The organism is Singulisphaera sp. GP187 (assembly GCF_900129635.1).
Taxonomy (GTDB): domain Bacteria; phylum Planctomycetota; class Planctomycetia; order Isosphaerales; family Isosphaeraceae; genus Singulisphaera.
Genome location: NZ_FSRB01000002.1, coordinates 1,450,023 through 1,464,762, shown reverse-complemented (window position 1 = coordinate 1,464,762; position 14,740 = coordinate 1,450,023). Strand labels below are relative to the sequence as shown.

8 protein-coding genes are annotated in these 14,740 nt (G+C 63.2%); all 8 read left to right on the top strand.

The annotated features are described in order from the left end of the window. Positions 1–119 precede the first annotated feature (119 nt). The 8 genes from BUS42_RS46175 to BUS42_RS30180 all read left to right on the top strand — a co-directional run bounded on the left by BUS42_RS46175 (position 120) and on the right by BUS42_RS30180 (position 14,091). Positions 120–3,290: a sigma-70 family RNA polymerase sigma factor gene (locus tag BUS42_RS46175; RefSeq protein ID WP_074313270.1), complete on the top strand. Its 3,171-nt coding sequence runs from the start codon at positions 120–122 to the stop codon at positions 3,288–3,290. Between the two features lie 27 nt (positions 3,291–3,317). Further along, the gene (locus tag BUS42_RS30210; protein WP_074313268.1) at positions 3,318–3,833 is read left to right on the top strand and encodes a carboxypeptidase-like regulatory domain-containing protein; all 516 of its coding nucleotides are present in this window, start codon (positions 3,318–3,320) and stop codon (positions 3,831–3,833) included. A gap of 493 nt (positions 3,834–4,326) precedes the next feature. Further along, the gene (locus BUS42_RS30205) at positions 4,327–4,665 is read left to right on the top strand and encodes a hypothetical protein (RefSeq protein ID WP_074313266.1); all 339 of its coding nucleotides are present in this window, start codon (positions 4,327–4,329) and stop codon (positions 4,663–4,665) included. A 404-nt stretch (positions 4,666–5,069) separates the two neighbouring features. Continuing rightward, positions 5,070–6,638, top strand: a complete 1,569-nt coding sequence (locus BUS42_RS30200) for an efflux RND transporter periplasmic adaptor subunit (protein ID WP_254053887.1) — start codon at positions 5,070–5,072, stop codon at positions 6,636–6,638. A 45-nt stretch (positions 6,639–6,683) separates the two neighbouring features. Continuing rightward, positions 6,684–10,187: an efflux RND transporter permease subunit gene (locus BUS42_RS30195; RefSeq protein ID WP_074315492.1), complete on the top strand. Its 3,504-nt coding sequence runs from the start codon at positions 6,684–6,686 to the stop codon at positions 10,185–10,187. A 249-nt stretch (positions 10,188–10,436) separates the two neighbouring features. Then, complete coding sequence (locus BUS42_RS30190; RefSeq protein WP_074313262.1) at positions 10,437–10,682, top strand: hypothetical protein; 246 nt, start codon at positions 10,437–10,439, stop codon at positions 10,680–10,682. An 80-nt stretch (positions 10,683–10,762) separates the two neighbouring features. After that, positions 10,763–12,913 carry a TolC family protein gene (locus tag BUS42_RS30185; protein ID WP_074313260.1) on the top strand — a complete coding sequence of 717 codons (2,151 nt, stop codon included), beginning with the start codon at positions 10,763–10,765 and terminating at the stop codon, positions 12,911–12,913. Further along, positions 12,910–14,091 carry a hypothetical protein gene (locus BUS42_RS30180; RefSeq protein WP_254053886.1) on the top strand — a complete coding sequence of 394 codons (1,182 nt, stop codon included), beginning with the start codon at positions 12,910–12,912 and terminating at the stop codon, positions 14,089–14,091. The genes BUS42_RS30185 and BUS42_RS30180 overlap by 4 nt, the downstream gene beginning before the upstream one ends. Positions 14,092–14,740: the final 649 nt, after the last annotated feature.

Here is a 14,740-nt window from a genome sequence, read left to right as displayed (position 1 = left end):
CCGCTCGCCTCAGAAATATCGCTCGCCTCAAAAGAATCGGGACCTCAGCCCGCGCACCTGGTCTCATTGAAGGTGGGATCCAACGAACGCGTAGGCAAAGGCCGGGGCAGGGGGGCACGATGACGCCAGGGGATTTGGACCTCCGTCTGCGCGAGCAGATCCGAACGCTCTTTGAAGTCGGTTCGCTGGGGGCTTTGTCGGATCGCCAGTTGCTGGACCGGTTCTCGTCCGGCGATACCGCGGCTTCGGAACCCGCGTTCGCCATGCTGGTGGAGCGACACGGGCCATTGGTCCTGGCCGTCTGCCGCCGCTTGCTGGCCGACCCGCACCTGGCCGAGGATGCGTTTCAGGCCACCTTCCTGGTCCTCGCCCGCCGAGCCGGCTCGGTCCGCAACCGCGATGCGCTCGGAGGTTGGTTACACCGGGTCGCTCGCCGGGTTGCGCTCCGGCTCCGGATTCGGATCGACCGGCGCAAGTCCCACGAACGACCGGAGGTTGAGGAGGTCGCCGTGAACGATGCCGACCGGCTGCAACACGACGAGCTTCGAGCGGTCATCGACGCGGAGATCGACCGCCTCGGGGAGGCCCAGCGGCTGCCGGTCGTCCTCTGCTGCCTGCAAGGCCTGTCACATGAAGAGGCGGCCCACCAACTTGACTGGCCGCTCGGGAGCGTCAAGAGCCGCCTGGCGCGCGGCCGACGTCGGTTGCAGGACCGGCTCTTGCGTCGTGGGTTTGCCCCGGCCGTGGCGGCGGTGGCCGGCAGCACGGCATTCCTTGGCAACGAGGCGACGGCCGCCGTTGCTCCGGCCCTGGTTGAGGCGACGGCGCGTGCGGCCACGGCACTCGCCATCCGCGGCCTGGTCACCGGGGTGGTCCCGGCGACGGCCCTGGTTCTCGTCCGGGAGGAGTTGGTCTCGATGATCGCCTTTAAATTGAAGCTGGCGGCCGCCGTCTCGCTCACGGCCGGTAGCTTCGCCTTGCTGATCGGCTTCGCTCTCGCCGCATCGCAGGGCGAAGAGGCGTCTCCCAAGATTGCGCCCGCCAAGCAGGCGGCCGAGACGCCGTCCGCGAACAAGGCCGACGCGTCCCCAGTCGTCGTCAAGCTCTCCGCGTCCGGCAAGGTCGTTGACTCCGGCGGCAAGCCGATCGCCGGGGCGACCGTGATCCTCCGCGAGTGGTCCCTGTATCGGGCGCGCGAGCCGCGGTCCAAGGAGGATCGGACATTTATGGAACGCGAGGGACTCGTGGACTCCTTGGCCGAGACAAAGACGGATGACGAAGGACGGTTCCGATTCGATGACGTCGCCGCGCCTGGCTTCAAGAAAACCGAAGGGGTGGGTCAGAGTGTCTTCCCCTGGGATGTCGTGGCACTGGCACCAGGGCACGGTTTGAACTGGGTCCAGCTTACACTCCAGAACCAGCAGGCTCCGATCACCTTGACTCTTGGTCTCGAGGGAACGGTGCGCGGCCGGATCGTTGAGCCTGGGGGCAAGCCGGTGGTCGACGCTAAGGTCTCGGTCTACGGCCTTCAACCCTTGGGGAGTCCCGACATCAACGGCGTGCGCACCGACAACGGGCTCAACCTGTCCTGGTCGGCTTTCCCCGTGGGGGCCAAGACCGACTCGGAGGGGCGGTTCATCATTCGTGGACTTCCCATCGAACGCATCGCAGCACTTGCCGTGACCGAACCTCGCCACGAGCGATTGTTCGCGTTCGCCGCGACCACCGACGAGCCACAGCCCAATCACATCCAACGCTCCTTTCGCAGTTTCGGCCGTGTCACGGAGAGCCGCCACCCAATCCATACGGGCGGCTTCACCCTGACGGCGAAGACGACCGACCACGTTCTGACGGGGCGCGTGACTCTCGAGACCGGGGGCAAGCCAGCGAGGGACGCACGACTTACTTGTAACAATCAAGCCACGAAAGCCGACTCCGCAGGCCGATTCCACATTGAGGGCCTCACGTCAGGGCCGCTGGAGTTGCAAGTGACTTCCGCGGATGTCGACGCCGCGCCGATCGTCACCACCATCGCGATCCCGGAGGAACCCAAGGTATTGGAACGGTCCCTGTCGTTACCGCCCGGACTGGTCCTGACAGGACGCGTGCTCGACGGTGCCTCGGGGAAGGGAATTGCCAACGCCCTGCTCACCTTCATTCCGATGCCGGAGGCTGCGCGCACTTCACTGGATTTCGATCCTCAGAATGAAACCGATGCGGAAGGGCGATATCGTCTCGTCGTACCGGCGGGACTCGGCACCCTCTTGCTGCAAACCATTCCGCAGGGCTTTGCAAAGCCAGTTGGCGATCGCTTCGATGGCCCCGCAGACCCCAAGTTCTCGCGTGAGATTAGCGGCCGGAGCGGACAGACGATCGAAGTCGCCGAGTTCTCACTCATCCGGAGCCGAAACATCGTGCTACGCGTGGTCGATCCCGACGGCCGGCCGGTGGAGAATGCCCGAGTCGACGTCCGCGACTTCAACCGACAGCCCGAGCAACCCTCGGGGAAGACCGACACCCAGGGGCGTTACGAAGTCACCGGTCTCCAGCCCCATGAGGGCACCGTCATCGACGTCACCGCCTCGGACCGGCGGCTCGGCGCCATGATCGAGCTCCTCGACGACGAGACGGCCACCACCGCCGCGACGAGTCTTGAGGTCCGACTTCAACCGCTCGGCACTCTCTCCGGACACGTTCTCGACGACGACGGAAAGCCACTCGCCGTTCAGGTTTTGTACCTCTACCGAAGTGTGGCATTCCCTGACCAGAGCGGGCGGTCGTTCGGCCGCATCGTCGCAACTCAACACCAGATCGATGAGGACGGTTCCTACTCCTTCGACCAAATCATCGCCGGTGCAAGCTATAACACCCACGTCGAAGTGAGCGGTCATGCGACTTCGTCCGGCAAGCATGCGACCGTCAAACCGGGCCAGTCCGTGCGTCTCGATGACTTCCGATTGCCTGTGACCGACCAGGAGGTGAAAGGTGTCGTGGTCGACCCGCGTGGGAACCCACTCGACAAGGTGATGGTCAGCTACGACCGGTCCAATCGCACTGATGCGATCATGCCACCGACAGGGAGTGTTTGGTTCGAGAAAACCAAGAGCTTTGGCCGATTTCACCTCACCGGCCTCCCGCGCGGTCCCATCAAACTGAGTGTTTCTCGGAGTCAGGAGGGAGCAGACCGCTCCATTCGCAACATCAAGTCTATTGATGTCGCGGATGACCAGCACGAGTTGTTGCGGATCGAGTTGCCCGATGCCAACGACCACCTCCGGGGAATCGATTGAAGCACACCGATCCTGGAGAAAGCGACCATGAGTCTCGCGATCTTTACCTTGGTTCTCCTGGCCATACCGTCTGACCCACCCGTGATCGGCCGATTTACCTTCTTGAATGTTCATCCGGCTGAAAGCTATTTCGTCTATGGCCTGATCGGAACCATCAAGGATGGCGGCGCCATGGTTGCTCGGCAAATTCAGGTCGGGGGCGATGCCGCCACAACCGATGTCGGCGACCTCCCCGTCGTTTCCGGCCACCGGCTCAAGGGACGCGTCTTGCTCTCGGACGAAAAGCCGGTCCCGCCCAAGACACGCCTCCTGGTGAGCCGGGAAGACGCCTGGGACTCACAGCGCGTGGAACTCGACCCCGAAGGCCGCTTCGATCTGATCGGTCTCCCCACCGAGCGATACTCATTGACGGTGACGCTCAAAGGCTATCGGCTCTCCCCCAAGAACCACAGTGTCGACTCCCAGAACCCATGGGCACTCGCCGGGACGATCGACCAGGACATTGACGCTCTCAAAATCCTCATGGAACCCGGCAACAACTAAGAGCGAAAGGAAGCAGGTGGCTTCGAGAATCGGCTTCAGCCTGCCACCACCTCGCGACCGAGGCAGGCTAATGCTTACCCTCCCCTCCAAGGCGAAGACGGAGACTTCGAACCAACCGACGTCGACTTCTCCTGATTCTGCGGTCTGTTGACGCTCCGAGTTGGATCCATTATCGTAAAAGGCGCAAATGATTGCCGTTTCCTGTTCCGACTCTCGCGGTGCGCGAACGTTCGTATTGCGGTGATCGCGTGCGACCGGACCTAATCTCATGCAGCAGCCCCCACCGCGTCCAAGAAGCGAGGCCTTGCTCGACGACGACCACGCCCTTGCCCCGACTGATCCTGAACGGGGACGAGCCTCGTCGAGATTGACCGGAACCGGTGGCTCCGTCGCAAGATGCGGACACGTCGCGGGGGTCCGGCCGGATTCGCCCAGCACCTCACCCCGCTTCATCCATTCGCTCACGCTGTTATTCACACTGAGCCTAGGGCAGATGCCGACGGTCGGAAATGTCGCGTCACGGGACAAACCTCTCCCTCCTCGCCCACTCCTCCAGGCCGGGTCGATCGGCCGAGTCGTCTCCGGCCCTCACCTGACCGTTACCCGATTACGGCAGGGCGCGATCCAGTCGTCGGACGGCCATTCCTTCGTATTCTTCGATGACGTGGCCTGGGACGACCCCGACGGCGATGGGAAGGATCGGCCAAGCCTCTGGCTCCAAGAAATGGGTCTCGACCTGATCGCCCCCGAAGTCGGCTCGACGCCGGCCGGGACCATGAGCCCGGCTTCTCCCTCCTTCATGCCAGAACAACTCCAACGACTCCGCTGTTAGCCTCGCCGAGCCCACTTCACGCCCCCGAACCGTCTGGCTGCTGGGGGCGGGCGCTGGGTGCTGGGTGGATCAAACGGGCCCGACATTCGCCCGCCTGCCCAACGTGAACACCCCGTTCACACCAGTCAACTCAGCCCACAGTCCAGTCGTTTCTTGTCAGCCAACCAGGGATCAGGCAGGTGGGACAGCATCGTCAGGGGGAAACGTCCCCCGAAACCACGGCCTGAGTTCAAGGACGAATGCGAAGGGCCAGCTCATGCTGAGGCGGCAAGATGAATGCCAACCCGCAACATGATGAATCTTTCAAGGGTCAGGGACCCGAACAGCCCGGCGTGGGAACGCCCCCAGAGGCGGCGGAGGTTCTCCCTCCGCATCGCAGGATGGGGTTGGGGCAGAGAGTCGTCGTGGCGTTTCTCCTGATCGTGGTTTTGGTTCCTCCGGCGGCGGGATTCTACAGTTACTTCTCGGGCATCCCTCTGCACTTGCTCGCGGGCAAGGCGGCAGACAATGAGAGCTCGGCCGCGTCCGCCCCACAGAGCGTCTCGCTGGTCCCGGGCCAACCTCACACGCTCCAGGTCCCCGAGGAGGTCTCCACCGCCTTGGGGATCCGCAAGGGCCAGCGCGACGTGTTCGCGATCGCGGAGCCGCCAACCAGGATGCGGCCGATCGTGCTGCCCGGTTCCACGGCCCTCGATCCCACCCGCCTCGCCCGCATCCGCGCTCGATTCGCGCCGGCCAAAGTGGTCGAGATTGCCCAGGTCTGGGATCACTCCCCCAAGACCGGTCAAACGGAGTTCCGCGAACTGAGGCAGGGCGACAGCGTCTCGAAAGGGGATCTCTTGGGGATTTTTTACAGCGCGGACGTCGGGATCAAGAAGAATGATCTCTTGGATGCCCTGGTGCAACTGGAATTGGACCAGAGGATCCTCGACGAAGCCGAGAAACACGCGGAGGCCGTACCGGCTGTCTTCCTGAACACCTATTCTCGGGCCGTCCAGGGCGATCGCAACGCCATCAGCCGGGCCCTCAACAACCTCAAGTTGTGGGACATCCCCCAGAATGAGATCGACGCCCTTCACGCCGAGGCCAAGAAGATCAGCGCCGACAAGAACGCGTGGTTCAAGTCCCCCGAGGGCCGGTGGGTGAAGGGCCTGAAACAAGCCAACGGGGGCAAAGTCGAGCCTGACAAGGAGACGGAGAATCCTTGGGGCCGCGTGACCTTGCGCTCGCCCTTCGACGGCGTCGTCGTCGAACGCAACGTCCATACGGACGAGATGGTGGTGGACAACACGGTCAACCTGTTTCAAATCGCCGACGTGAACCGGCTCTTGGTCATCGCCAGTTGCCCCGAGGATGACTTGCCGGAACTGGAAGACCTCCGCGGCAGCGAACGGAGGTGGACCGTGCGCACGGTCGGCGTGGCCTCCGCCACGGGTCTCTCCGGAACGATCGACGAGATCGGCTATGTCATTGACCCCAATCAGCACACGGCGGTCATCAAAGGGTATGTCGATAACCCCGGAAAGCGACTCCGGGCGGGGCAATACGTCACCGCCACGGTGAACATCCCCCCGCCGAACGACGTGGTCGAGATTCCGACTGACGCCTTGGTGGACGATGGCCTGCAAAGCCTGGTGTTCGTGCAGCCCGATCCGGCCGTGCGTCACTTTACGATGCGGCGCGTCGAGGTGACGCAGCGATTCGAACACACCGTGTTCGTCCGAAACACGCCAATCCCCAAGGAGGAGCAATTGACCGCTCATGAGGCCGAGGAGGGCCTCCTGCCCAAAGCGCCCCTTCAGCCCGGCGAGCGCGTCCTCCTATCCGGGACGTTGGAACTCAAAGCCGCCTTGCTGGAACTCGAGTCACGACCGGCGCAGCAGCCAACCGATCGCGTCGCCAAGGCGAAAACGCGTCCGGCGGCGGGCCTTGAATCACAACGGGTGAGGAAGGCGAAGCTGGGCACGGGCTAACGAACAAAGACGAAGGTGATCCTTGGATTCCACCGAAAGGTTCCCATGGTTCGCAAGCTGATTGGGTGGGCACTCGACAACCCGATCGTCGTGATCCTGCTCGCCCTGTTCCTCGCAGTGATCGGCGTCACTTCGTTCCTGAATGTCAATGTGGAAGTCTACCCCGACCCGGCGCCCGCGATCGTCGAGGTGATCGCGCTGTTCCCCGGCGCGTCCGCCGAAGAGGTCGAGCGCCAGGTCACCGTCCCCCTGGAAGTGACGTTCGCCGGCATGCCCGGCTTGAAGAAGGTCAACAGCAAGTCGCTGTTCGGCCTGAGCGACCTCAAGATGACGTGGCACTACGGCAATGAGTACACGTACCAGACGGCTCGGCAGGAAGTGATCAACCGGATGTCCACGATTTCCCAGCCGCTACCCAGCGGTGTGACCCCGGCCATTTCGCCGGAGTCTCCCACGGGGGAAATCTTCCGTTACGTCTTGAAGGTGCCCAAAGATGCGGCCGGTCGCGAGGTCTACACGCTGAACGACATCAAGGCGATGCAAGACTGGGTGCTGGAGCGTGAGTTCCGGAGAGTGCCGCGGATCGTCGATGTCACGAGCTTCGGCGGCACGGTGCGGCGCTACGAGGTTCAGCCCGACCCTGACCGCCTCCGCCGCTACGGCATCACGCTGGGCCAGCTCCAGGCCACGCTGGCGAACAGCAACACCACGGTGGGGGGCGACTACATCAACCCGGGCCAGGTCGCCATGACCGTGCGAAGCATCGGTCTGTTTGGCGGCGCTCTGGACCCGGTAAACAAAGTGCTCGGACTGAAGAATCCGGTCGCCGCCGCCTCCATCCTCCGCGCGGAGGAGTTGCGCCGGATCCGGGAAATCCGCAGTCTGGTCATCAGCTCGGTCAACAACCAACCGATTCGGGTCGACGACGTGGTCGAGGGGGGCCGGCTTTCCCCGGGGCAGTTGCCCGGCGAGCGGGGCGTGGTCGTCAGCCACCTGACGCGGCTGGGGCGGATCGGCTATTGGCGGGCCGACCGCGAGCGACCGCCGAGATCCCCCCTGCCCATCGCCGACGTCGGGCACGACGAGGACGACAGGGTGACCTGCATCGTACTCCTGCGCAAGGGGGAGGACACGTTACCCGCCTTGAAAGACATCAGGGCCAAGGTCCGACAAATCAACGACCCAGCCTTCGGTCGGCTCTTGCCCGGAACGGAGATCGAAACCTACTACGACCGCACCGACTTGCTCAACATCACCACCGACACCGTGACGGAGAACCTCCTCACCGGCGTCGCGCTCGTCGTGGCGATCCTGTTCATGTTTGTGAACAACATCAAAACCGCGATCATTGTCGCGATCAACATCCCGCTCGCGCTCTTGTTCGCGTTCACGATGCTCTACGTCCGCGGCAAGTCGGCGAACCTGCTCTCGATCGGGGCCGTTGATTTCGGAATCATCGTCGACTCCTCAGTCGTCGTGGTCGAGAACATCTACCGCAACCTGGCCGCGCACAACTACCCAGACTTACCCATGAAGGAACGGATCCTTCGCTTTGTGAAGGAGATCGACCACGCACTCTTGTATTCCGTTTTAATCATGATGTGCGCCTTCGTTCCACTCTTCGCCATGACCGGCCCGGAAGGCGCACTCTTTGCGCCCATGGCACAAACGTACGCCTTTTCACTGGCCGGCGCCCTGGTGCTCGCCCTGACGCTCACGCCGGTCTTGTGCATGCTCCTCTTCAAGACTTTCAAACCGGTCGAGGAGAACTTTCTCGTCCGCGCCTTGAAGTTCCGCTACTTGTGGAAGCTCCAGCTCTGCCTGCGGTTTCCCAAAACCACCTGTGTCGTGATGGCGTTCTTGATCGGCGGCACCGCCTGCTTGATCCCGCAACTCGGACGTGAGTTCATGCCTGAGCTTGAGGAAGGGAACATATGGCTCCGCGGCATCGGTCCGCTGAACATGAACCTGGATCACCAGGTGGCGATCGCCAAGCAGGCGCGTGCCATCATTGCCCGCTACCCCGAGGTCGAGTCGATCGTGACGCAGAGCGGCCGGCCCGACGACGGCACGGACACCGAGGGTTTCTACAGCGGCGAGTACTTCGTGCCACTGCGCCGCCAGAAAGACTGGCCCAGGCTGGTGCCGCAGACCGGTTGGCGGCGATGGATCTGGGGTTCCACCCGCGCGCGAACGAAACGAGAAATCATCACCGCGATGAACAGCGAGTTGGAGCGCGTCCTGCCGGGCATCGTCTGGAATTTTTCCCAGAACATTCGGGACAATGTGCTTGAGGCCCTATCCGGGGTCAAGGGCGACAATTCCCTCAAAATCTTCGGCCCCGACTTCGACCAACTGGAACTGCTCGCCGCCAAGGCCAAGAACGTCCTGCAAGACGTCAAGGGAATCGCCAACGTGGGCGTATTCCATGTCCGCGGATCGTCGCACCTGGAATTCCGGGTCGATCCGGTGAAGTGCCAAAAGTGGGGAGTGACGACGGCGGACGTCAACAACGTCGTCAGCAGCGCCGTGGGCGCCAAGGCGATGTCCAGCATGGTCGAGGGCGAGAAGTTGTTCGATATCTCCACACGCTGGCCCAAGTGGCGGCGGACCGACGAGACGTCGATCCTGGATATCCCGGTGGACATCATCAACAATCAAGTGGTTCTGGCGCAGGGCTCCGGCATCACCCCGAGCGCGGCCGGGAATGCCTTGCCGCCCCCCGCGGTGACCGGCAGCCTGGCCGACACGTCCAACCCGATCAGCAGCACCCCGCGCATTCGGCTGGGAGACCTGGTCACGCCGGTGGGGGCGGACTACGCGCTGGCCCCCAACGGCCCGTTCTATCGCCCCGGCGCCTCAACCATCTACCGCGAACAGGGCAAGCGTTTCATCGCCATCAAGTTCAGCGTCCGCGGACGCGATCTGGGCAGCGCCGTGGACGAAGCCAAGACGCGGACCAAGGACTTCTTCCAAATCCCTTACGCGGGGGTCTGGAGTGGCGAGTTCGAGCAGATGGAGGAAGCCAACGGCCGGCTCATGTGGATCATTCCCTTATCGCTCGCTCTGATCTTCATCCTCCTGTACGCGGCGTTCCGCTCGTTCCTGGACACGATCGTGATCTTCAGCAATGTCTTCGACGTGGCGGTGGGGGGCGTCTGGTCGTTGTACCTGACCGGGACCAATTTCAGCGTCTCCGCGGCCGTCGGCTTCGTCTCGCTCTTCGGGATCGCGATCATGGAGGGTCTGCTGCTGATCTCCTATTTCAACGCCCTTCGGATCCAGGGCCTCCCGGTGCACGACGCGATCATCCAGGGCTCCCTCAAGCGGGTCCGCCCCGTGATGATCACCGCGATGACGGCCATCCTCGGGCTCTTGCCCGCGGCCATCTCCACGAAGATGGGCAGCCAGACGGCGAAGCCGTTGGCCATCGTCGTGGTCGGCGGCATGGCCGTGACCCTCTTGCTCGACCGCTACTTGATGCCGGTGCTCTACAGCTTCTACGGCCACCGCGAGCCGCCGGAAGGGGGCGGGGGGATGGCTCACTGATCGCGCGGTTCCCGGCCCAGTCATCTCTGAGCTTTGCCATTACATCAAAAATTCAATACATGTAAAACCACAAACATCCGCCCCCAAGCCCGCTCTCGGATGCATTGGCTCGTTCCTCCTCATCCGCTCAACAGAACCGCCAAATCCGCAACAATCCGCACAATTCAACCAAATTTCCTGAAGCCGTCCGCTCGGACTGCCGATAGGGAGGTGCAGGAACGACGGCAAAGCGGCAAGGAGGTAAGACAGATGGGCCAAAAAGCGACGGGAAAGCAACACGGCGAGAAGCCAGGCCAGAATCATGATTCGCCCGCAAGTCCGGCGACTGTCAAGGTGACGCTTCATCTTGCCGTCGAGACGGCTCAGCGGCTCGGTGTCGAGTCCGCCATGCGGCGGGTCTCTCAGTCAGCCATCGCCGACGAGGTGCTTGCGGCTTACCTGAGCCGCTGGCAGCTCCCCGACCTGACGGACTCGAATCAGCTCCAAGCGAGTTGAGCTTCGTTCCGGCCGAGTCGAGTGGCCATTCATGACTCGACGGCCGCATCAACTGAGGCCTTGGGGGTACGGAGACCCTAATGAAGTCGATGCGTGAGCCTATGTTGGTCTCGATTCTTCTGCTGATGAGTGGCTGTCACACGCCGCCCCTGCAGATGATTGACAATTCCGTGGCCACCATCGTCTCCCATCCCTTCGATGTGGCGCCGGCTCCCGCTCCGAAATCGGTCGACGGCCCACCTTCTCCGGTGAGTGCGACTCCACCAGCGGCGGCCGGTGCCCCGCGGCAAGAGCGGCCACTCCCCTCGCCACCGCCCGACAGCGGCTCCAGTCCGTTCGGAGCGGTGCCAGCCACCGTTCCCAAACCAGGCGACACCCCACCGGGGAGGGACGCCCTGGCGCCGGGGACCGCGACTCCACGCCATGATGGGCGGGGCTCCGCTTCGGAGCCCGACGATGTCGCTCGGACCTCCTTCACCCAGGTTGACAGGCCCCCCCCCGGCGAGACGGCACCGCCGCTCCGCAAATTCGAGTTGGCGATCCCCAAGGAAATTCCGGGGGCGGAGACACCGCTTGTCAAGCTCCCCGACGAACAGGCGGGGCGGGGAGAAGCCGTCGCCAGGCTCTTTCCGCAGTTACCCCCACTGGCCGAGGAGCCCGTGCCACTGCCCGGCCCGAACGGCCGCCCCTATACGCTCGCCGACCTTCAGCAACTCGCGGCCGCCAACGCCCCGGCGCTTCGTCAGGCCGCATCCGACGTCGAGGCGGCCAGGGGGCTCTTGCAACAGGCGGGCCTCTATCCCAACCCGACGATTGGCTACGAGGCCGGCCCCAACGCCAACAACACGGCCACCGGCACGCAGGGGGTCTTCGTCGACCAGGTGATCAAGACCGGCGGCAAGCTGAAGCTTCAGACCGCGGCGGCGCAGATGAATCTTCGGAACGCGGAACTGGCGCTCAGGCGCGCTCGCTTCGACCTCGCCACCACGATCCGGACGGACTACTACAATCTCCTGGTCACCCGGGAAACGCTCCGCGTCAACAAAGCGCTGGCCCACTTCACCGACGAGATCTTCCGGCTCCAAGCCGACCTGCTGGGGGGCGGGTTCACCGCCAGCCACGAGCCGGCGGCCCTGCGGTCCCAGGCCTTCATCGTCCGCCTCGGGTATCAGCAAGCGATTGCCAACTCGGTGTTTGCCTGGAAGCAGCTCGTCGCGGACATGGGCCTGAAGCAGTTACCACTCAGCGCGGTCGAAGGGCAGGTCGATCGGCTCATCCCGCACTACGACTATGACGCCGTCCTTGCCCATGTTCTCCGCAATCACACGGACGTGCTCACCGCGCGGAACACGCTGCAAGGAGCTCGTTACAACCTCAAGTTGGCCCAGGTCACGCCCGTGCCCGACGTCGAGGTCCGCGGTGACATCTGGAAAGAGAACACCGTCTTTCCGTTCCAGAACTTCCACGCCCTGACGATCGGGATCCCGTTTCCGATCTGGGACAGGAACCAGGGGAACATCCGCGCCTCCTCCGCCAACCTGGTTCGAGCCGCCGAGGGACCGCACCAGGTCGAGGTCGCCCTAGCCAACGGACTCGCCGCGGCTTATGCCCCTTACAAAGCCAACCTGGTTGCCGTGGAGTATTACCGCCGCAACGTGCTGCCCGACCAGGTGCGCTACTACCGGGGCGTCTTTGAACGGCGGAAGATCGATCCGACCGCGGCCTTCGGCGACCTGGTCCAGGCCCAGCAAGTGCTCGTCACCGACGTCAACGCCTACCTGGGCGTTCTGGGATCACTCTGGACCTCGGTCGTGAACGTGGCCAACTTGATTCAGACGGACGACCTGTACCAACTGGGCAAACCCCTGGAACTGCCGCAGTTACCCGATTTCGACGCGTTACACCCCTTGCCATGTCCTCACCCTCATGGGGCCGTTCCGCGGAGCGAAGGCCAACCCTCCCCGACGCCGGTCCCGAACGCGAGCGCGACACCCCCTCCCGCGCCAACAATGCCCTTGAAGCTAGGCCATCGGAGCGCCATCCCGCCGACGATGGGGGCGACCGACCCGTTCTCAAACGCGACGGATCCAGGCCCGGCGGCCGGCAACCCTAAGCCAGGGCCACCGGTTCGCCAGCCCCACGTTGGCGGGTCGCGTCCCACTGAACCACCTTACGCGGCGGACCTTGCGCGACCCCCGAGCGCGGCAAGTTCAAGGAGTTTGTCATCATGAAAATGACACATCTACTTCTGGCTGGCGCCGTCGCTTTCGCGCTCTCCGACGTGGGACTTGCGCAAGATCGTTCGTCGACTCTTCCCGGCGAAGCCACAGCCCATCGCCCAGGGCTCTTCACCACGCCCGACGCTCTCCCTGAGCCTCTGCCCGCCGCGGGGGACGCTGGGATTGGCGGCGGGGTCCTCGAAGCGTTACCCAAGCCCGCCGACCTGCCGGCCTCCCTGTTCGCGCCGCCCCCACCTCCATCCCCGTTGGAGGGAATGCTCCGGGTGGATGCCCCCTATTTCGTCCGCGACCCGCGGCTCGACAGCCCCGAGTTTCCATCACCGGGCTGGTTTTCCGGGATCGAGCTTCAAGTCCTCAAGCCGCACGTCCTCAACGGGTTGAGTGGGACCGTGAGGAACCGGGCGCAAATGGCCAACCAGACCTCGACCATTGTGGCACTTCCCAGCGCTCCGCTGGATTGGACGGTATCCCCGCGTGTTTTCCTCGGTTATCGCCTCCCTTCGGGGTTCGGCGAATTCCTGGTTGCCTATCGGCATCTGGGAACCGAGGGGCGGGGGAGTGGCCCAGGCGGGCAGGGGGCCTCGACCCTGAACAGCCGGCTCGCTTTCGACATGATCGACTTCGACTACAACAGCCGCGAGCTCTCCCTCGGGCCCGACTGGGACATGAAATGGACGCTCGGGATTCGTACCCTCTTCATGTTCTTCGACTCACGGTTCAACCAGCCGTTCGGCCAAGCGGCGGCCGGCAACGGCATCTTCCAAGCGAGACAGTACAACAACATCGCCGGGGCCGGCCCGCATGCGGCGCTGGATCTGGTCCGCCACCTCGGCAATTCAGGGTGGTCACTCGATTTCCGGACCGATTTTGCCAGCGTCTTCGACGGGAGCCACATCGGGTTCCTCACCCGCTCCACGACGCTCGGCCCCGACGGCCGACCTCTCTCCGGCGAGACCCGCCGCTTCGGCACTCAAGACACGCCGATCCTCAACATCCGGGCGGGCGCCACCTGGCAACCCTCGCGCAACAGCAGCACGCGATTTTTCCTGGGCTACCAGTACGAGCGTTTTTGGGCCTTGGACAGTCTGCCCTCGACGGCCACTACCCCCCCTTCGGTCGGCCAGCTCTGGCAGCAAGGCATCGTCCTTCAAGCGACCTTCAACTACTAAAAATGCTTGAATTCCTGTTACACCTAAGACACAAAGCTTAAATGCATCTGAATTCAAAAACAAATACACGCATCTCACAATCCCGAACGGGCGACCGTCGGTGCCGGCCAACGCATTTGAGAGTCGCCCGTTCGGGACGACTCAAACCAATTCGGATTCAATCTTGTCTTTTCTCCAAAGGCTTGCGCCCTGGGCAAGGGACGACCGTCGCCTTCGGGGCTACAAAGTCGCACTTAAATCAACATCCCACCTCAATCCATGCCATCGCAATTATGAATCCATGGGCTTGATCGCCGACGTTAGACTCGGTCTCGACCGACTCCATCAGCAGCACCATCGCGGTCCAAGAATCTGGCTTTCCATGGATTTCAAGATATCAGCGAAAACTCGACTGCCAAATCATTGCCAAAGGCGATAAAATTGGAAAAATCGATCCCAGTTGCCGACAAGTAATCGTGCGAAGCCTTGAGTATCGATGCCTCTGCAACACTCCGATGCCTCCCCGTTTCAGCGAATCACGTTGGCTGAGAAGCTTTCAGTGCGTGGCGACGATGCCGCCATTGACGAAACTGTCGGATTCGAAGACGTGAGCCATTTGATCGACCCGGCGCTTCGGTAGCCGGGATTTTCGCGTGCTCAGGGCCATAAG

What these genes read in the sequence shown, in the direction of transcription:
- BUS42_RS46175 (WP_074313270.1), top strand. Translation starts at nt 120, where the DNA reads ATGACGCCAGGGGATTTGGACCTCCGTCTGCGCGAGCAGATCCGAACG.
- BUS42_RS30210 (WP_074313268.1), top strand. Translation starts at nt 3,318, where the DNA reads ATGAGTCTCGCGATCTTTACCTTGGTTCTCCTGGCCATACCGTCTGAC.
- BUS42_RS30205 (WP_074313266.1), top strand. Translation starts at nt 4,327, where the DNA reads ATGCCGACGGTCGGAAATGTCGCGTCACGGGACAAACCTCTCCCTCCT.
- BUS42_RS30195 (WP_074315492.1), top strand. Translation starts at nt 6,684, where the DNA reads ATGGTTCGCAAGCTGATTGGGTGGGCACTCGACAACCCGATCGTCGTG.
- BUS42_RS30190 (WP_074313262.1), top strand. Translation starts at nt 10,437, where the DNA reads ATGGGCCAAAAAGCGACGGGAAAGCAACACGGCGAGAAGCCAGGCCAG.
- BUS42_RS30185 (WP_074313260.1), top strand. Translation starts at nt 10,763, where the DNA reads ATGAAGTCGATGCGTGAGCCTATGTTGGTCTCGATTCTTCTGCTGATG.
- BUS42_RS30180 (WP_254053886.1), top strand. Translation starts at nt 12,910, where the DNA reads ATGAAAATGACACATCTACTTCTGGCTGGCGCCGTCGCTTTCGCGCTC.